This window comes from Sagittula sp. SSi028 (assembly GCF_048553715.1).
GTDB lineage: Bacteria > Pseudomonadota > Alphaproteobacteria > Rhodobacterales > Rhodobacteraceae > Sagittula.
In genome coordinates, this window is record NZ_JBLZNC010000003.1 from 142,644 (window position 1) to 162,230 (window position 19,587).

The window sequence follows — 19,587 nt, forward strand, 5'->3', positions numbered from 1 at the left end:
GAACAACAAGCGTGGGGATCATGTCTTTGCCCCCTGACCGAAACGGATGCGGAAATTGGTAAAGACGTCCATCGCCAAAAGGAAGAACAACAGCATGCCTTGGAACAGCTGGATGGCCGCGGCGGGCAGGGACAACATCAACTGCGCCAGCTCGCCGCCGATATAGGTCAGCGCCATCAAAAGCCCTGCCAGCAGAATGCCGATAGGGTTCAGGCGGCCCAAGAAGGCCACGATAATCGCGGTAAAGCCATAGCCCGAATTGAAATCGATGCTGATCTGGCCTGCGGGGCCGGTGACCTCGAACAGGCCCGCCATCCCTGCCAGCGCGCCTGACAGACCAAGGCAAAACAGTACCATGCGCGTGGGATTTACGCCGGAAAACCGTGCTGCGCGGGGGGCTTCGCCGGTCAGGCGCACCTGATAGCCCAGAATATGGCGGCTTAGCAGCACATAGGCAAAGATCACCGCGATGAAGGCCGCGATCACACCCCAATGGGCGCCGGTGTTGGCAATCAGCTCGCCGTTATGGGCCGCATCCCATTGTTTGAAGTTGCGCGACCCGGGAAAGCCCATGCCTTCGGGGTTGCGCAAAAGGCCCGTCGACACAGAGCCCAGAATGGTCTCGGCCACGTAAACCAGCATCAAGGAGACAAGGATTTCGTTGGTGCCAAGGCGGGTTTTCAGCAACGCGGGGATCATCCCCCAGGCCCAGCCGCCCAAAGCCCCCGCCAGAATCATCATCGGGAACAGCAGCACGCTGTCAGAGGGGTACAGCGCCAGACCGGCCCCCGCGCCGCAAATCGCGCCCATGATATACTGGCCTTCGGCCCCGATGTTCCACACTCCGGCGCGAAAGCCGATGGACAGCCCGATGGCAATCAGGATCAGCGGCGCGGCTTTGACCAGCAGTTGCGGGCGCGAATAGCCCGCGAATTGCGGGTGGAACAGCGGGTCCCAGAACAGGGTGCGGATCGCCTCAAAGGGGTTGGCGCCAAGGGCTGCGAACAATAGCCCGCCCACGATCATGGTCAGCACCACCGCAATCACCGGGGTCAGGGCAGACCACAGGCGCGACGGCTGGGGGCGTTTCTCTAGGCGGATCATGCGAAAGCTCCGGTCGTCAGGGGGGCTGCGTCAAAGGCGCGGTCAGGCGTCCACATGGGCCACCTCCATATCGTGGGCACCGCCCATCATCAGGCCGATCTGGTCGAGATCCAGATTGGCCATGGGGCGGATCGCGGACAGGCGGCCCTCGTTCAGGGCGGCAAAATTGTCCGACACCTCGCGCAGCTCATCAAGATCCTGCGAGATCACCACAACGGCACCGCCACGGGCGGCCACATCCAGAATGGCCTGCCGGATAAAGGCCGCCGCCGCCGCATCCACGCCCCATGTGGGCTGGTTCAGCACCAGAACATCCGGTCTTTGCTGGATTTCACGACCCACCACAAATTTCTGCAGGTTGCCGCCCGACAGCGCGCGCGCTGCGGTGCCCGCGCCGGGGGTGCGCACGTCGAATTCGGCGATCACCTCCTCGGCAAAGCTGCGGGCCCGCGCCCAGTTTATGAACCCGCCGCGCAGCAGGTCCTTGCGCGAGGCCGCTGTGAGAAACCCGTTTTCCGTCAGGCTCATATCCGGTGCCGCCGCATGGCCAAGCCGTTCTTCGGGGCCGCTGAGCAAGCCGTTCTGACGACGCGAAGCGGGCCCCTGTCGGCTGATGTCGCTGCCTTTGAAATGGACCGTTCCTGCGGGGGCAAGCCGTTCCCCGGACAGGGTGTCGAGCAGCTCGTCCTGCCCGTTGCCGGCCACACCGCCGAGGCCCAGAACCTCGCCCGCGCGCACTTGAAAGGACACGTCGCGCAGCGGCGTGCCAAAGGCACCGGGGGCGGGCAGGGACAGCCCGCGCACTTCCAGCAGAACATCCCCCTTGGCAGTGGTGCGCGCGACCGGCGTGGCAAAGCTGGTGCCGACCATCAATTCTGCCATTTCGCGTGCGGTGGTTTCGCGCGGGGTACAGGTGCCCACGTTCTTGCCCAGCCGCAGGATCGTGGCGTGATCGCACAGGGCGCGAATTTCTTCGAGCTTGTGAGAGATATACAGGATCGAGGTGCCTTCGGACTGCAGCTTGCGCAGGGTCTCGAACAGGATATCGACCTCTTGCGGGGTCAGCACAGATGTCGGCTCGTCCATGATCAGCAGGCGCGGGTCCTGCAGCAGGCAGCGGATGATCTCGACCCGCTGGCGTTCGCCTGCGGACAGGGTGCCCACGGTGCGCGACGGGTCGAGCGGCAGCCCGTAGGTTTCCGACACCTCGCGGATCTGGCGGGCCAGATCGCGCATCGGCGGCGGGGTTTCCATGCCAAGCGCCACGTTTTCCGCCACGCTGAGCGCATCGAACAACGAGAAATGCTGGAACACCATGGCGACGCCCTTGGCGCGGGCCTCGGACGGTTTGGCAGGAGAGAAGTCGGAGCCATCCAGCAGCATCTGGCCGCTGTCGGGCTTAACCAGACCGTAAATCATTTTGACCAAGGTGGACTTGCCCGCGCCGTTTTCCCCCAGCAGGGCGTGAATCTCGCCACGCCCGATGTCAAAGGACACGCGGTCGTTGGCAATCACGCCGGGGTAGGCTTTGGTCAGGCCGTCGAGGCGGAGAAGGGGGCTGTCCACGATTGGCTCTCCTCTGTGTGGCGGCTGAGTATCTGTCCGGCGACGCCGATGGCAATGGCCTGAGGCACCTTGCCCAGATGTTTTTGCCCAATTGGGCAGCATATGCGTGCGATTTCAGCATCACTGTGACCCATAGCGCGCAAGCGTCGGGTAAATCTCGCCTTTTTGGTGTCCGAGCCGATCAATCCGCAGAAGGCAAAGCCCCGCGATAAGGCCGCAGCACAAAGCGCCAGATCCAGCGTGTGACTGTAGGTGAGAATCAAATGTTCCGCATTTTCAGGGGCATGGGTCATCAAAAGCGCGGCATCGGCGGTAGGGACGATGTTGACGCCTGCGGGGATGTCATCGGGAAAGCGGTCCGGCGCGGTATCAACCCATGTGATGGCCAGATCGGGCAGCGGGTGCAGCACAGATACCAGTGCGCGGCCCACATGACCGGCCCCCCAGATCCAGATCTGGCGGGTGGGCGTGCTGATCGGCTCCACCATCCAGCCGTCGCACAGTTGCGGGGCGGGGGGCTGGCCCTGTCCCCGGGCGCGATCCAGCAGCCGGTGCACGGACAGCGGCTTCTCGCCCACACCGCGGGCAAAGGGGGCCGTCCCATCGGGCAGGGTGCTTGTGTCGAACCGTTCGGTCAGCAGCGTCACCGCCCCGCCGCAGCATTGCCCCAGATCGGGGCCCAGCGGATGTCGGGTCAGGCCGTTTCGGGTGAACGCGTGTTCCATGGCGTCGAGTTCGAGCGCGCCGCCTCCGATGGTGCCGGATTGCGCCAGCCGTCCGGTCGCATCGCGCCAGACCAGCATGGACGCGCCCACCTCGCGCGGGGTGGATCCGGCAGTGTCAGCCACGACGACGCGCGCGACGGTGCCATGGGCGGCAACTGCCGCCCGCAGGCGATCGAGATCAAAGCTCATGCCCCGCCCCCGTCAGACACTTGTGACGCGCAGATCGCGCACCGCCATCAGCAGCCGTTCCGCCGTGGCGGGGGCGTGCAGCGCAGGATAGGCCGGGCCACAGTCCCGCAGCGCATCCGACAGCGCCAGAAAGGCCGAGATGCCCAGCATAAAGGGCGGCTCGCCCACAGCTTTGGACCGATAGATCGTGGGCACCGGGCTGGGGTCATCCCACAGCGCCACGTTGAAAATGTCGGGCCGGTCGGAACAGGCGGGGATCTTGTAGGTCGAGGGCGCATGGGTGCGCAGCCGCCCCGCATTGTCCCAGACCAGCTCCTCGGTGGTCAGCCAGCCCGCGCCTTGGACGTAGCCGCCTTCGATCTGGCCACGGTCCAGCGCCGGGTTCAGCGATTGGCCGCAATCGTGCAGCACATCGCTGCGCAAAATGCGGTTCTCGCCGGTCAGCGTGTCGATGACCACCTCTGTACAGGCGGCCCCGTGCGCGAAATAATAGAACGGGCGGCCCTGACCGGCTTTGCGGTCCCAAGAGATATCGGGCGTTTTGTAGAATCCTGTCGCGGACAGGCTGACACGGCCCTGATGGCACAGGGCGGCGGCCTCGGCAAAGCTGAGCGTGGTGTCACCGACGCGCACCTCGTTCTGGGCGAACTGCACATCCGTGGCCGCGCCACCGTAAAGCGTTGCGAGATGCGCGGCCATCTGGTTGCGGATCTTGGCACAGGCCTGCGCCACTGCCGCGCCGTTCAGGTCCGCGCCGGAGCTTGCCGCCGTGGCAGAGGTGTTGGGCACTTTGGCGGTGTCCGTGGCGGTGATGCGCACCACATCCATCGACACGCCGAACACCTGCGCGGCCACCTGCGCGACCTTCTGGAACAGCCCCTGTCCCATCTCGGTGCCGCCGTGGTTCATCGCGATGGACCCGTCGTGGTAGACATGGACCAAGGCGCCCGCCTGATTGAGATGGGTCAGCGTAAACGAAATCCCGAATTTCACGGGGGTCAGCGCGATGCCGCGTTTCAGGATCGGGTTTTGCGCGTTCCACTCTGCAATTGCGGTGCGACGGGCGCGGTAGTCACTGCTGGTGGCCAGCTTCTCTGTCAGCTCATGCAGGATGAAGCCTTCGACCGGCTGGCCATAGTGTGTGGTCTGCACACCGTCCGGCGTGGCCGGAATGGGCCCGTCGGGCAGATCGCCCTGCGCCCCGCGCGAGGTCTGATCGGCACGCGGGTCGGGAAGTTCGGCCTGCGGGGCAGGCGAGTCATGGGGAAGGGGCGGCTGCGCGGCATAGTAGTTGCGGCGGCGCACCTCCAGCGGGTCAAGACCCAGCTCGTGCGCGACGTGATCGACCACCCGTTCGATGCCCAGCACACCCTGAGGCCCGCCAAACCCGCGAAAGGCGGTGGCGGACTGGGTGTTGGTTTTCAGCCGGTGGCTTTCGATGCGCACAGCTGGCAGGTGATAGGCATTGTCCGCATGCAGCATGGCACGGTCAGCCACCGGCAGCGACAGATCCTGCGCCCAGCCGCAGCGGGTGTAATGGCCAAAGTCCACGCCCAGCAGGTGCCCCTCATCGTCGAACCCCACCGTATAGGTGATGCGGAAATCATGACGTTTGCCGGTGATGATGAAGTCATCGTCGCGGTCATAGCGCATCTTGGCGGCGCGGCCCGTAGCCTTGGCCACCACCGCGCAGGCGATGGCCAGCGCGTTGCCCTGGCTTTCTTTGCCGCCAAAGCCGCCACCCATGCGCCGGGTTTCCACCCGCACGTCGTGCATCGACAGCCCCAGCGCGTGGGCCACCTTATGCTGGATCTCCGAGGGGTGCTGGGTCGAGCTGTGCACATGCAGCCCGCCGTCATCCATCGGCAGGGCTGCGGCCACTTGGCCTTCAAGGTAGAAATGTTCCTGCCCGCCCATCTCGATGGTGCCTTCGATCCGGTAGGGGGCGTCTGCGATGGCCTGCGCCGCATCCCCACGAGACCAGACCACCGGCCCGTCCTCGAAGCGGCTGTTCGCCTCCAGTGCCTGTTCAATGGTCAGGATGGGGGTCTCTGCCTCCGTCTCGATCTGCGCCAGACGCGCGGCGCGGCGGGCTGCGGCGTGGCTGGTTGCGGCGACCAGAAACAGCGGCTGGCCCTGATAGTGGATCGTCCCGTCGCTCAGCAACGGCTCGTCATGCATGGACGGCGAGCAATCGCAATCCGACGGCAGATCGTGGGCCTCCCAGACCTGCACGACGCCCTCTGCGGCGCGCACCGCGTCCAGATCCATCGACACGATCCGCCCACGGGCGATCGGCGACAGGCCAAAGGCCAGATGCAGGGCCGAGGCGGGCAGCGGAATATCGTCAAGATACCGCGCGGCCCCCGTGACATGCAGCTTCGCGGAATCATGGGGCAGGGGTTTGCGAATGCTCATGGCTGAACCTCCAGCACGCTGGCGGTTGCGCCCAGATCCTCTAGCAGCACCCGCGACAACATATTGCAGGCGGCGGTGATCCGGTAGTCGGCAGAGGCGCGCATATCGGACAGGGGCTGGAAATCGCGCTCCCATGCCTGCCACGCGTTGATCAGCGTCTCGTCGGTCCAGGGCTGTCCGGTGATCGCCGCCTCGACGTGGGTGGCGCGTTTCGGAATGCCAGCCATGCCGCCAAAGGCGATGCGCGCGGCGCTGACCGTGCCGTCGGTGACAGTGATGTTGAAGGCGCCGCACACCGCCGAGATGTCCTGATCAAACCGTTTCGACAGCTTGTAAACCCGCAACCGGTCCGGCTGGCGGGGGATGCTGATGGCCTCGACAAATTCGCCGGGCGCGCGGTCCTGTTTGCCGTAATCGACAAAGAAATCCTCAATGGGAAGAGTGCGGCGCGCGTCGCCATGGCGCAGGTGCACAGAAGCCCCGAGCGCGATCAGCGCAGGCGGGTTGTCCCCGATGGGCGATCCGTTGGCCACATTGCCGCCGATGGTGGCGGCATTGCGCACTTGGGTGGAGCCGTAGCGGCGGATCATCTCGGCATAGGCGGGGTGATGATCCTCCATCAGGTCGCGCATACGGTCCATGGTCACGCCTGAACCAAGGGTGATCGCCTCGTCGGTGACGTCGATGTTTTGCAGGTCGGCACAGCGGTTAAGGAAGATCACCGTGCCCAGATCGCGCATCTGTTTGGTCACCCACAGACCCACATCCGTGGCCCCCGCAATCAACGTGGCGTCGGGGTGTTCCGCGTATAGGCGGGCCAAGGCATCGGCGCTGTCGGGGGCAAACTGGTTTGTCGCAGCGGCGGGCGGCGTGTCGTGCAAATGCGCGGGCGCGGGCTGATCGGCGGCGGCCTCTGCGGCGCGGATGATCGGCGCATAGCCGGTGCAGCGGCACAGGTTTCCGGCAAGCGCATCGTCATGCGCGGCGTCACCGTTCATATGCGCCACCGCCATGGACACCACAAATCCCGGCGTGCAAAAGCCGCACTGCGACCCATGTTGCGCAATCATCGCGTCCTGCACAGGGTGGAGCGCGCCATCAGGGGCGGCGATGCCTTCGACGGTGCGAACCGCCTTGCCGTCCAACTGGGGCATGAACAGAATGCAGGCATTCAATGTCCGCGCGCCGTGCCCGTCTGTCACCATAACCGTACAGGCCCCGCAATCGCCCTCGTTGCAGCCTTCCTTGGTGCCGCACAGCGCACGATCCTCGCGCAGCCAGTCCAGCAAAGTCAGGGTCGGGGAGACGTTCGACAGGGACACTTCTCTTCCGTTCAGAAGAAAGGTGATATCCATTTAGCAAACCCGCCGCAGTACCAGAAACAACGCAGATGTTGTTGCGACGGGTGGTTCCGCCGTGCGCGCCCTCGATGCGGCGTAGAAGGCGCGCGGATTGCCGTTGCCCCGTAGGCTACGGGGCGAGGTCGCGCCTTGGCAAGTTTAAACTGCCTGAATTTCGCGGTATCGCAGCGGCAGGCGCACAAATTTTGTGCGCTTTATGCGTCAGTCGGCGGTTGTTCCCAGATCGGCAAGGGCGGTGCGCAATTTGGCGATTTCTTCGGTCACCAAGCCGCCGGGGCAGGCCGCGACCTCGGACCAGTGGCTGAAGCGCGCCAGAAGCGGGATGAAGGTGGCGATTTCCTCGGCGGTCCAGTCCTGCAGGTAGCTTCCGAGCACGAGGAATTTGTAGGTGCGCACCGCTTCGACGATGCGCAGACCCTCGTCGGTCAGCTCCAGCACGGTGCGGCGGGCGTCTGCCTGTGACACAGCACGGCGCAGAAAACCGCGCCCGATCAGATCCGACGTGACCCGCGAGGCGCGCGAGGGGTCGATGTGCAGGCGCTGGGCGACGGTCGACACCATGGTTTCCGTGCCCTCGTCTTCGCCGAATTCATTGGCAGGGGCCCAGACGGCCATCAGCACGTCCAGTTGCGGCAGTTCCAGCGGCAGACCAAGTTCCGACAGGGCACGATAGCCCAGCTCGCGCTTGAACACCTTGCGGCGCCAGACCTGCAGAATGGCATCAATGTCCAACGCGGCCTGCGCGTGCTCGGCGTCCACACCCGCCGGAGCAAGCTTGTCTTTCATCAGTTCGTCGCGTTCTGCCATTTTCAACATCCCCTGCGCGGTGGCGCGCCTGCTCTTCTACTTGCGTGCCGTTGACATGTAATTGTCATTCGCACATATCTACCCTTAACTCTTACACATATCAACGTGCCCGTAACGGCGACGCTGCGTTCAGTGCGCAAGATTGCGGCAAGATATCCAAGGATTTTCACGAATGTCACTGGCAGAAACAGCCGCAGACGTTGATCCGGCAACAAATGATGCAATTGAACCCGCTTTAACCCGCGTGATTCTGGGTGCCGTTGCGGCAACTTTGCTGTTTGCCTCGCTGGGGCAGACCATCGTGTCGACGGCTTTGCCGATCATGGTCGCGGATCTGGGGGGGATGGATCACATCACATGGGTGATCACGGCCTATCTTCTGGCCTCGACCGTGGCGGCACCGCTGGCCGGAAAGCTGGGAGATATGTACGGGCGCAAGTTGGTGCTGCAGGTGGGGATCGGGATTTTCACCGTCGGCGCGGTTATCTGCGGTCTGGCGCAGGGCATGGGGCAGGTCATTGCAGGCCGTCTGGTGCAGGGCTTCGGGGCCGGGACACTGATTGTGACCTCCATGGCGACCGTGGGGGATCTGCTGCCGCCGCGACAACGGGGCATGGCGCAGGGCATGATGGGGGCGGCCTTTGGCGTGTCGACGGTCGTGGGGCCGCTGCTGGGTGGTTTTATCGTGCAGACGTGGAACTGGCACTGGATCTTTTTTGTGAACCTGCCCGTGGGATTGTTGGCCTTTGTCATTCTGAGCACGGCCTTGCCCGCGCGCTCTAAGGGCAACACGCAGCCGGTTGACTATGCGGGGGCCGCGCTGCTGGCCAGCCTGTTGGCCTGCATCGTGGTGCTGCCCAATGCGGCGGCCGAGGCAGGTGGCTGGGACAGTGTGCCGGTCTTGGCTTTGGCGGCGACCGGGGTGGCGGCGCTGGGGATGTTCATTCGTGTGGAAACACGGGCGCAGGCGCCAATCCTGCCGCTGAGCCTGTTTCGCAACAACACCTTTGTCGTCGTCAATGCGGTCGGCTTTCTGGTGGGGATGGGCATGTTCGGCACGATCACCTTCCTGCCGTTGTTTTTGCAGGTGGTCAAAGGCGTCTCTCCGACGGCGTCGGGTCTGTTTCTGGTGCCCATGATGGGCGGGCTGATCTTTGCGTCGACGATGGCGGGGCGGGTGATGTCCCGAACCGGGCGGTACAAGCTGATGCCGACCCTGTCGACAGGGCTGCTGGCGGCGGCCATGCTGGGCCTGACGACCCTGTCGCAAAACAGCCCGCTGTGGCTGATCGCCTCGACCTTGGTTCTGGTGGGGCTGGGATTGGGGCCGGTGTTTTCTGTCGGTGTAGCGGCGATCCAGAATGCGATCCCGCGCAGCCAGTTGGGTGTGGGCACCGCCAGCGCGAATATGTTCCGGCTGATCGGTGGCGCATTGGGCACCGCATTCTTTGGGGCGGTGTTCAGCGCGGGTCTGGCGCGCAATCTGGCCGCGCATCTGCCCGAAGCGGCGGGCGGGCTGCGCGCCCTTGGGGCCGAAACCCTGCGCGCCCTGCCGCCAGAGCTGCAGTTGCGCGTGATGGACGGGTTCAGCGCGGCCCTGCATCCGGTGTTCTGGATGGCAGCCGCAGCGGCGGCTTTGGCCTGTCTGATGTCGACACGCTTGCGTGAATTGCCGCTGGGCGCTGCCTGACGGTCTGAGGTGTCTCCCCCGACGTGATCCCCACGTCGTTCCTGCCGGTTTGTCAGTTCTGACAAGCCGGCTTTTTTATGCGCGACGTTCGGGCGGCTGCCGTCACGAACGGGGTTCCAGAGCGGGGCAGGGCAGACTACTGTCGCGCCATGGCAAATCCCCGATTCATCCACCTCCGCACCCATACCGAATATTCCCTGCTCGAAGGCGCGTTGCGTCTCAAGAAACTGCCGGGCATCGTGGCGGATATGGGAATGCCGGCAATCGCCGTCACCGACACGAACAACCTGTTTGCGGCGCTGGAATTTTCCGTTGGTGCGGCAGGGGCGGGGGTGCAGCCCATCATCGGCTGCCAGATCGATTTGCGCTATGTCGATCCGCAGCCGGGCGAGCGGGTCAAAGACCCCGCGCCCATCGTCTTGTTGGCGCAGACAGAGCGTGGCTACGAACATCTGATGAAGCTCAATTCGTGCCTTTATATGCGGCGCGACAACGAGCTGGCGCATATCACGCTGGCCGAGCTGGAGGCGCATTCCGAGGATCTGATTTGCCTGACGGGCGGGCCGGACGGACCGGTGGGGCGCTTGCTGCAACAAGGGTCGCGGGCGGCGGCAGACATGTTGATGCGCCGCTTTGCCGACATTTTTGCCGATCGTCTCTATGTCGAATTGCAGCGCCACCCCGGCGAGGACGGGCAACTGCCCGAGGCGGAACAGCTGTCCGAGCGCGGTCTGGTCGAGATGGCCTATGACCTGTCGATCCCGCTGGTGGCCACCAACGACGTGTATTTCCCCAAGACCGAGATGTACGAGGCCCATGACGCGATGATCTGTATCGCCGAGGGTGCCTATGTCGACCAGATCGAACCACGCCGCCGTCTGACCGCGCAGCATTACCTCAAGACGCCACAGGAGATGGCGGTGCTGTTTGCCGATCTTCCCGAGGCGCTGGAAAACACAGTCGAGATCGCGCAGCGCTGTGCCTTTATGGCTTATCGCCGCGATCCGATCCTGCCGAAATTCGCCGATGACGAAGTCGCGGAACTGCGGCGTATGGCAAACGAGGGGCTGCAGGCGCGTCTTGCGGTGATCCCCCATGCGGTGCCGGTAGCAGAATATCAGGAACGGCTGGATTTCGAGCTGGGCATCATCGAGGGCATGGGCTTTCCGGGCTACTTCCTGATCGTTGCGGATTTTATTCAATGGGCCAAGGACCACGACATTCCCGTCGGTCCGGGGCGGGGCTCCGGCGCGGGCTCGCTTGTGGCCTATGCGCTGACCATCACCGACCTTGATCCGCTGCGCTATTCGCTGCTGTTCGAACGCTTTTTGAATCCGGAACGTGTGTCGATGCCGGACTTCGACATCGACTTTTGCATGGATCGCCGCGAAGAGGTGATCCGCTACGTGCAGGACAAATACGGCCATGATCGTGTGGGGCAGATCATCACCTTTGGCGCGCTTTTGTCCAAGGCGGCGGTGCGCGACATGGGGCGGGTGCTGCAGATGTCCTACGGGCAGGTGGATCGCCTGTCCAAGATGATCCCGGTTGAAGGGGTCAAACCCGTCAGCATCGAACAGGCCCTGCGGGACGAGCCCCGTCTGGCCGAAGAGGCCCGCAACGAGGAAGTCGTCGACCGACTGCTGAAATACGGCATGCAGGTCGAGGGGCTGTTGCGTTCTGCGGGCACCCACGCGGCCGGTGTGGTCATCGCGGACCGCCCCACGGACGAGCTGGTCCCGCTTTACCGTGATCCGCGATCCGAGATGCCCGCCACGCAGTTCAACATGAAATGGGTCGAACAGGCGGGTCTGGTCAAATTCGACTTTCTTGGCCTGAAGACGCTGACCGTGGTGCAGAACGCCTGCGACCTGATCTACAAATCGGGCCGTCCGCTGCATGTGGCCGCAGATGGCACCGAACTGTATGAACCCGCCGAGGGCGGTGAGAACCAGATCAACCTTATCCCGCTTGATGACGAGCGGACATACAAGCTGTATGCAAGCGCCAAGACCGTCGCCGTGTTCCAGGTGGAATCCACCGGCATGATGGATGCGCTCAAGCGGATGAAACCCACCTGTATCGAGGACATCGTGGCGCTTGTGGCGCTTTATCGTCCCGGTCCGATGGAGAACATCCCGACTTACTGCGAGGTGAAGAACGGGCTGAAGCCGATCACCTCGGTGCACCCGTCGATCGACCATATCCTTGAGGAAACCCAAGGCATCATCGTCTATCAGGAACAGGTGATGCAGATCGCGCAGGTCATGGCGAATTACACGCTGGGCGGCGCGGACCTGTTGCGCCGCGCGATGGGTAAAAAGATCAAGGAGGCGATGGACGCCGAACGCCCGAAATTCGTCAAAGGCGCGCAGGAAAACGGGGTAGACGAAAAGAAGGCGATGGAGGTCTTTGACCTGCTGGAAAAATTCGCCAACTACGGTTTCAACAAATCCCACGCGGCGGCCTATGCGGTGGTGTCCTATTACACCGCGTGGCTCAAGGCGAACCATGCGGTCGAATTCATGGCCGGTGTCATGAACTGCGATATCCACCTGACCGAAAAGCTGGCCGTTTACTTTGAAGAGGTCCGCAAGGGGTTGAAGCTGGGTTGGGTGCCGCCGTGCGTGAACCGGTCGCTTGCGACCTTTGACGTGGTCAATCAGGAACTGGTCTACGCGCTGGGCGCGCTTAAGAACGTAGGTTTGGAGGCGATGAAACTGGTGGTCGAGGGCAGGGGGGATAAACCCTTTACCACGGTCTTTGATTTCGCGCGCCGCGTTGAGCTGAAAAAGGTCGGCAAGCGTCCGTTGGAGATGATGGCCCGCGCGGGATGTTTCGACGTGCTGGACCCGAACCGCCGCCGTGTCTTCGACAGTCTCGATGCGCTGGTGGCCTATTCGGCGGCGATCCACGAACAAAAGGCATCCGCACAGGTGTCGCTGTTTGGCGAGGCGGGCGATGACCTGCCCGAACCGCGCCTGTCGCCGGTGTCTGACTGGTTGCCCGCCGAACGGCTGGCCGAGGAATTCAAGGCGGTCGGTTTTTACCTGTCCGGCCACCCGATGGACGATTACATGGCGTCGCTGAAACGTCAGGACGTGGTCACTCTGGACGAGGTCACCGCCAAGGCCGAGCGTGGCCCGCTTGTGGCCAAACTGGCGGGTGTGGTCGCGGGCAGGCAGGAACGCAAATCCGCGCGCGGCAACCGGTTTGCCTTTGCCCAGTTGTCCGATCCCACCGGCGCCTACGAGGTCACGATTTTCTCGGACACTTTGGAGAAATGCCGCGAACATCTGGAAACCGGGTCCAAGGTCGTCGTCACGGTCGAGGCAACGATGGAATCCGACCAGCTCAAACTGCTGGCCCGTGGTGTGATGCCGGTGGATATGGCCGCAGCGCAGGCCGGGCCGTCGGGCATGCGCATTTTTGTCGACAATGCCATGGCGATGTCGCTGATCGCAGGCGTGTTGGAAGATGCCCGCGAAAAGATGCAAAAGGCCCCGCGTGGCCCCGTGCATCTGCGGCTGGCTGACCCCGGTTTGCCCGGCGAGGTGGAGCTTGATCTGGACCAGCATTATCCCGTCACGCCCGAAATCAAAGGCGCTGTGAAATCGCTGGACGGGGTCATGGCGGTCGAGGATTTCTGACTCCGCGTCAATCCGCCGGTGACCCGTGCTGCCGTGAAGGCACTGTGGACGGGCAGGTGGTCTTCGCGCTACGAGGGGGAAACCCCGCAGGAGAACACATGCGCACGCTTTGCCTAGGTCTCGGAGCCGTTTTGACATTGACTGCCTGTGCGCAGGATCCATTGCGGGATGTGCCGCGCCTTGCGGATGTGGAGGTGGCGGAAACAACGGGTCAGGCGGATGTCGCGGCCAGCGGTGAGGCGTCCGACACTTTGCCTGCGGCGCGCGCCACCGGCACCGCGCCACGCGGCGGCCTGTTGGGCTACCTCAAGGGGCGCGCCGACGCGGGCAAGACCCAAGCGTCCACGCCCGCCGTGGCCGAGGAAACCGCAGCCGCCGATGCCGAGGAGACCACGGATGTGGTTGTCGAGACGCCAACAGATGCCCCGGCAGAACGTCAAACAGGTGTGCTGGGTCGTTTGCTCGGGGCCGATGCGCCGAGTGCTGACACTGCCGAAGGCGTTGAAGTTGCCGCTGTGGCACCGCGCAAGACCCGCCGGGGCGGTCTGTTTGGCGGCGGTGGCCGCAAATCCGCAGGCCCAAAGCCGGGCGCGCCGGATTACACCATCGTCCCGCTTGGCACCGATTTGCCCTATGGCGAAATCGCACGCGTGTGCGACGTGCCGACCAGCGCCTTGGGGCGCAAGACGCAAAGCTGGCCGGACAGCGGACGCGGCGGCTATGATCTGTATGACAGCGCGCCAGGCAGTTCGGGCGCGCGCACGTTCTATATGACGGGATTTCAGGATGACTGCGCCCGTCAGTTTACCGCAGCGCTGGTGGTCTTTGGCTCGCCCGAGACGTGGGAGCAGATCCACTACGGGCCTGCGGGTGGCACTCTGCCGGTGTCAGCCACCGACGCCGCCTACGAGCAGGTGAAAACCGGCTTTTGTCGCAGTGGGCGGGGGGCGCCCTGTGGGTCCAAAATGGATGCTTTGGCCAAGACCACAGTGTTTGTCAGCGTCTATGAACGCTTCGGCGACAACACCCGCTGGAAGAACATCCTGCTCCACGACGGCGAAGTTGTGGCCACAGACGTCAAAGGCTGACCCACAGGCGTTGCCCGTTTTTTAGGCTTCCCTTAATGCGGTCGTGCGTAAAACCTGAGCATGTCATTGGTGGGGTGGTGGAATGCTGCCTGCTTCGCCATAGTCCAAGACAAGTTGGATTCGCCGGAGCTGTTTTTTGCGTCTCATCGTCTTTTCCGATCTGGACGGAACCCTTCTGGATCATGCCAGTTATTCGTGGCAAGCCGCCGAGCCGGCCTTGGCTCAACTGGCGAAACGCGAGATTCCTCTGGTGTTGGCGACGTCAAAAACCGCAGCCGAAGTTGAACGATTGCACAGCGCGCTGGCGTTGGGCGACACGCCAGCCATTGTCGAGAACGGGGCAGGTGTGTACCGGCCGGGCCAGCCGCTTCAGGCCGAGGGTGACATGGCGACCATCCGCGCGGCCCTTGCGCGCACGCCACAGGACTTGCGTGCACATTTCTTGGGCTTTGGTGACGTGGATGCGGAGGGGGTTGCCGCCATGACGGGGCTGCCACTGGATAGCGCCGCGATGGCCAAACAGCGGATGTTCTCCGAGCCCGGTCAATGGTCCGGCACAGATGCGCAGCGCTTGGCGTTTGTTCAAAACCTCGCTGCCCAAGGGGTGTCTGCCCGCTATGGTGGCCGCTTCCTGACCCTGTCGCTTGGCCGGACCAAGGCCGACGCCATGCGCGAGGTCTGCCGCGAACTGGGCGGCACGGTCACCATCGCCCTGGGCGACGCCCCCAATGATACGGAAATGCTGCAAGAGGCCGACCATGGCGTGATCGTGCGCAACGATCACGGTGTCGGTCTGCCCACACTGGACGGAGAGGCCACAGGCCGCATTCGCCGCACAGATGCTATTGGCCCTGCGGGGTGGAACGAGGCGATCCTTGCCTTGCTGAATGAACTTGAACAGGACGAGTCCCATGGCTGACTTTCACCAGAACGGCAATATCGCGCAATTCCACAACCTGCGTCACCGGCCCGTGGACGAAATGGTCTACGAGATCGAAAGCTTTGCCCAAAGCCGCAAGATCAGCCTTGTCCTGCCCTCGCTGTTCTCGGAGCTCGAAGGGCCCGCGCTTGGCAATATCCTCAAGGAGTTGAGCGAGGTCTCCTACCTGCACCGCATCATCATCGGCTTGGACCGCGCGGACGAGGAACAGTACCGCCGCGCCAAGGATTTCTTTGCCGTGCTGCCGCAGGAACATGTAGTATTGTGGAACGACAGCCCCCGCATGAAGGCTTATATGGACAAGCTTGACGGGCTGGGTCTGGCGCCCAAGGAGCCCGGCAAGGGCAAGAACATGTGGACCTGTATGGGCTATATGATCGGCTGCGCGGACACCTCTGTCATGGCGCTGCACGACTGTGATATCGTGACGTATCAAAAGGATATGCTGGCGCGTCTGGTCTATCCCGTGGTCAATCCGAACTTTCGCTACCAGCTGTCCAAAGGGTACTACCCACGCATTGGCGACGGAAAGCTCAACGGACGTGTCACCCGGCTGCTGGTGTCGCCCTTGCTGATCGCGCTGAAAAAGGTCATCGGCGACCGCGATTACATCGACTACCTGCGGGCCTTTCGCTATCCGCTGTCGGGCGAATTTGCCATGCGCACGGGGCTGGTCCCGGATCTGCGCATCCCGTCCGACTGGGGGCTTGAGATCGGGGTGCTGTCCGAGGTCTGGCGCAACTCTGGCCGCCATTCCGTCTGTCAGGTGGAAATCTCGGATGCCTACGATCACAAGCACCAAGATGTGTCCGAGGCAGACGCCGCAGGCGGGCTGAACCGCATGTCCACGGACATCTGCAAGGCGGTGTTTCGCAAACTCGCGGCGGATGGCACTGTATTCACAGCGAATACATTCCGTGCACTCAAGGCGACCTACTACCGGATCGCGCTGGATCTGTTGGAATTCTACGACAACGACGCCCGCATGAACGGGCTAAGCATCGATCGCCACCGCGAAGAAAAGACCATCGAACTGTTTGCCGAAAACATCATGGCGGCAGGGCATGTGTTCTTGGCCAAGCCCAACGAGGCCCCGTTCATCCCGAACTGGAGCCGCGTGAACGCCGCCGAGCCGGGATTGGTGCAGGAACTGCATGCCATCGTCGCCGCTGACAACGCGGAATTCGGGGCCAAGTCGTTCTGACGGCCCCGGTTGCCTAGACGATCTGCCACAGCAAATAGCCGCCGTAACATGTCAGCAGCGCCGCGCCCTCCCCACGGCTGACGCGGGTGGCGGTGATCGCGGCAAAGGCAAACAGCGCCGAGGCCGCGAGCATCACCATGTTGTCGGTCCACACGATGCGGTCTGGCACCTGACCCGGTGCGGCGATGGCGGTCACCCCGCCGATGGCCAGAATGTTGTAGATGTTGCTGCCGACAATGTTGCCGAACGCCAGATCGACCTGTCGACGCAGAGCCGCGATGACAGAGGTCACAAGCTCGGGCAGGGAGGTGCCGACTGCCACAATGGTCAGCCCGATGACGCTTTGCGGCACGTCGAGCTGCTCGGCCAATGCCACGGCCCCATCGACGAGCCATCGACCGCCAATGATGATCATGGCAAGCCCTGCCACTGTCATCAGCGCGGCGGTTGGCAGGGTCTGTGTCTGGATGTCGTCTGCACTGTCGGGGTGGTGGCGTTCTTGCCGCCAGACCAGTGCCACATAGGCCACCAATAGCGCCAATGCGGCCATGCCAGCCCCGCGTCCCATGCCGATGGTTGCGGCCAGCAGGGCGAAGCCTGCGGTCACGCCCATCATCACGGGCAGGTCGCGGTACAAGGCAGCGCGCCCCACGGGGATCGCCTGCAACATGGCCGCCAACCCGCCGATCAGCAGGATGTTGGCGATGTTCGAGCCGACAATGTTGCCATAGGCGATCCCTGAGGCCCCGATCATCGCCGCCCGAACCGAGGTCACAAGCTCTGGCAGGGAGGTGCCGAAGCCCACGAGCACCAAACCGATCATCAAGGGCGAGACGCCCCAGCGCCGTGCCAGCGCCGACGCCCCACGCACAAGGCTTTCGCCGCCCAGAACCAGCAGCACAAGACCGGCCAGAATGGCCAACCAGATCGACATGTCAGAGGACTTTCACAATCGGCCAGCGGCATGCGGGCCTGACTGTGCGGATGTCGGTGCGCCGCCCCTTGCCGTCAAGAGGCGGCGCAGGGATTTTACGGCCCCGTCAGGGCTTGTTCGTGATCCAGCGGCATTGATAGGGGGCAAGGGTGACACCGTCTTCTTCGGGGTGCAGCGTCTCGCCGGTCAAAAGGTCCACCCAATGTTCGTCGGCAATCAGGTTCATCGCCTTGGGGGCCAGATCAACGGTCTCTGCACTGACGTTGTGCAGGGCAAAGATCGACTGCGATCTGTCAGGGGCCTGCCGCCATACGGCAAAGACCCGAGGCTCCAGATTCAGTGTGAAATTCGTGGCATTGGGGTGAAAGGCGGGTTGTTTGGCCCGCAGCTTCAGACGCTCTGACAAGCTGCCCAGAACCTGCGCCTGTGCGCTGTCGGGGTCATCCAGAAGGGCGCGCAGTTCGGGGTAGTCCCAACGGTGGCGGTTGATGGCACGATTCATATTGCGGCGCGCCACGCCATCGGTGTCGTTCTCACAGGCCAGCATCGCATGGATGTAGAAGGCAGGCACCCCTTCGAGCGACATCACAATGGTCTGCGAGGCGATGAAACGGTCGATGTGATGGGCGGTGTCGCCGCGGTAGGTCTTGGCCACGGCGGAAAAGAATGTGGCATTCAATTCGTATACAGACGTGCCCCCGTCCGGCAGCGCACGCATGGACGCCCGACCGCCGCTGTCCATCACGGTCGAGATCATCTGTGCGATTTCCTCGTCAGGCAGCAGACCTTCGGCAGGGCGCATGCCAATGCCATCGTGGCTGGCGGTGAAGTTCAGATAGGCGCAGCCTTGCGGGGCAGGGGGCATGGCGCGCATCCAGTTCGACAGGTAATGCGCATCTCCCGACAGCATCGCATGCAGGATCAGCGGCGGCAGCGGAAAGTTGTAAATCCAATGCGCTTCGTTGAGCTGGCCGAAATAGGACAGGTTCTCTGCCTTGGGCACATTGGTTTCCGTCAGCAGGATCACCGGCTCTTTCGCGAAATCCGACAGGACGCGCAACAGCTGCACAATGGCATGGGTCTGCGGCAGATGGATCGACGGGGTGCCGGGCTCTTTCCAGATGAAAGCCACCGCATCCAGCCGGATGATCTTGACCCCCATATCCACATGCAAACGGATGATGCGGATGATCTCCAACAGCACCTCGGGGTTTTTGAAGTTCAGGTCGACCTGATCGTGGCTGAAGGTGCACCAGACGTTCTTGCGCCCTGCGGCGGTCTCGACCTCTTGCAGCAGCGGCGTGGTCCGCGGGCGGACCACCATCGACAGGTCATCCTCGGGCGAGGCCTCGAAAAAGAAGGTGTCATAGGGCGGCTGTTGCTGACGATAGGCGTTGAACCATGTGCCCTGCGACGACACGTGGTTCATCACCAGATCGGACATCAGATCCCATTCGCCGCCAATGCGCTGGATGTCGGGCCAATCGCCAAGACTGGGGTTCACCTTGCGATAGTCCGTCACCGCAAACCCGTCGTCCGAGGTAAAGGGAAAGAACGGCAGGATATGCACCCCGTTCACCACGCCTTTCAGGTTTTCGGCCAGAAAATCGCGCATCAGATCCAACGGCTTGTGCGATCCGTCCATGATGCTGTCGCCATAGGTGATCAGCAGTGCGTCCTTTTGTGTCCACATGGAATTGCCGGGCTGTCGGGCGCGCCCGCGCGGCTTTGCCCCCTCGGGCCAAAAGGCATCGACCACCTGCGCCGACAGCGCGTCGGTGTCCATGTCGGGATAAAGCCGCATCAGCAGCGCATTCAGACGGTTTATCAATGCAGAAGGTGTCTTGGACATCGCGCGGGTCCCCTTGGGTCTTTCCTGCGACGCTATCGCGTGGCGTCTCGGGGGGGAAC

General features: G+C 63.2%; 13 protein-coding genes. 5 read left to right on the forward strand and 8 right to left on the reverse strand.

What is annotated here, in order from left to right:
- Nucleotides 1-18: 18 nt before the first annotated feature.
- The 6 genes from ACN5AZ_RS06865 to ACN5AZ_RS06890 form a co-directional block, all read right to left on the reverse strand.
- A complete protein-coding gene (locus tag ACN5AZ_RS06865; RefSeq protein WP_419428119.1) occupies nt 19-1,104 on the reverse strand; it encodes an ABC transporter permease in 1,086 nt (361 codons plus the stop codon).
- Between the two features lie 42 nt (nt 1,105-1,146).
- On the reverse strand, nt 1,147-2,670 hold the full coding sequence (locus tag ACN5AZ_RS06870; protein WP_419428120.1) for an ABC transporter ATP-binding protein: 1,524 nt from the start codon (nt 2,668-2,670) through the stop codon (nt 1,147-1,149).
- Nucleotides 2,637-3,584: a xanthine dehydrogenase accessory protein XdhC gene (gene xdhC, locus ACN5AZ_RS06875; protein WP_419428121.1), complete on the reverse strand. Its 948-nt coding sequence runs from the start codon at nt 3,582-3,584 to the stop codon at nt 2,637-2,639. The genes ACN5AZ_RS06870 and xdhC overlap by 34 nt, the downstream gene beginning before the upstream one ends.
- Nucleotides 3,585-3,596: 12 nt before the next feature.
- On the reverse strand, nt 3,597-6,002 hold the full coding sequence (xdhB, locus tag ACN5AZ_RS06880; protein WP_419428122.1) for a xanthine dehydrogenase molybdopterin binding subunit: 2,406 nt from the start codon (nt 6,000-6,002) through the stop codon (nt 3,597-3,599).
- The gene (gene xdhA / locus ACN5AZ_RS06885; RefSeq protein WP_419428123.1) at nt 5,999-7,357 is read right to left on the reverse strand and encodes a xanthine dehydrogenase small subunit; all 1,359 of its coding nucleotides are present in this window, start codon (nt 7,355-7,357) and stop codon (nt 5,999-6,001) included. The genes xdhB and xdhA overlap by 4 nt, the downstream gene beginning before the upstream one ends.
- Nucleotides 7,358-7,564: 207 nt before the next feature.
- Nucleotides 7,565-8,170, reverse strand: coding sequence for a MarR family winged helix-turn-helix transcriptional regulator (locus ACN5AZ_RS06890; RefSeq protein ID WP_419428124.1), 606 nt, complete (start codon nt 8,168-8,170; stop codon nt 7,565-7,567).
- A gap of 172 nt (nt 8,171-8,342) precedes the next feature.
- Here ACN5AZ_RS06890 and ACN5AZ_RS06895 point away from each other — a divergent pair, with 172 nt between their 5' ends.
- From ACN5AZ_RS06895 to ACN5AZ_RS06915, 5 genes are all read left to right on the forward strand, one after another.
- Nucleotides 8,343-9,860 carry an MDR family MFS transporter gene (locus ACN5AZ_RS06895; protein WP_419428125.1) on the forward strand — a complete coding sequence of 506 codons (1,518 nt, stop codon included), beginning with the start codon at nt 8,343-8,345 and terminating at the stop codon, nt 9,858-9,860.
- 149 nt (nt 9,861-10,009) lie between these two features.
- The gene (dnaE, locus tag ACN5AZ_RS06900; protein ID WP_419428126.1) at nt 10,010-13,510 is read left to right on the forward strand and encodes a DNA polymerase III subunit alpha; all 3,501 of its coding nucleotides are present in this window, start codon (nt 10,010-10,012) and stop codon (nt 13,508-13,510) included.
- A 131-nt stretch (nt 13,511-13,641) separates the two neighbouring features.
- The gene (locus ACN5AZ_RS06905; protein ID WP_419428127.1) at nt 13,642-14,598 is read left to right on the forward strand and encodes a hypothetical protein; all 957 of its coding nucleotides are present in this window, start codon (nt 13,642-13,644) and stop codon (nt 14,596-14,598) included.
- 136 nt (nt 14,599-14,734) lie between these two features.
- A complete protein-coding gene (locus tag ACN5AZ_RS06910; protein WP_419428128.1) occupies nt 14,735-15,517 on the forward strand; it encodes an HAD-IIB family hydrolase in 783 nt (260 codons plus the stop codon).
- On the forward strand, nt 15,510-16,742 hold the full coding sequence (locus ACN5AZ_RS06915; protein ID WP_419428129.1) for a glycosyl transferase: 1,233 nt from the start codon (nt 15,510-15,512) through the stop codon (nt 16,740-16,742). The genes ACN5AZ_RS06910 and ACN5AZ_RS06915 overlap by 8 nt, the downstream gene beginning before the upstream one ends.
- A 13-nt stretch (nt 16,743-16,755) precedes the next feature.
- Here the strand turns inward: ACN5AZ_RS06915 and ACN5AZ_RS06920 are convergent, their stop codons facing one another.
- Together ACN5AZ_RS06920 and ACN5AZ_RS06925 are read right to left on the reverse strand one after the other, a co-directional pair.
- On the reverse strand, nt 16,756-17,676 hold the full coding sequence (locus ACN5AZ_RS06920) for a calcium/sodium antiporter (protein ID WP_419428130.1): 921 nt from the start codon (nt 17,674-17,676) through the stop codon (nt 16,756-16,758).
- 106 nt (nt 17,677-17,782) lie between these two features.
- A complete protein-coding gene (locus tag ACN5AZ_RS06925; protein ID WP_419428131.1) occupies nt 17,783-19,528 on the reverse strand; it encodes an alpha-amylase family glycosyl hydrolase in 1,746 nt (581 codons plus the stop codon).
- Between the last annotated feature and the right edge of the window lie 59 nt (nt 19,529-19,587).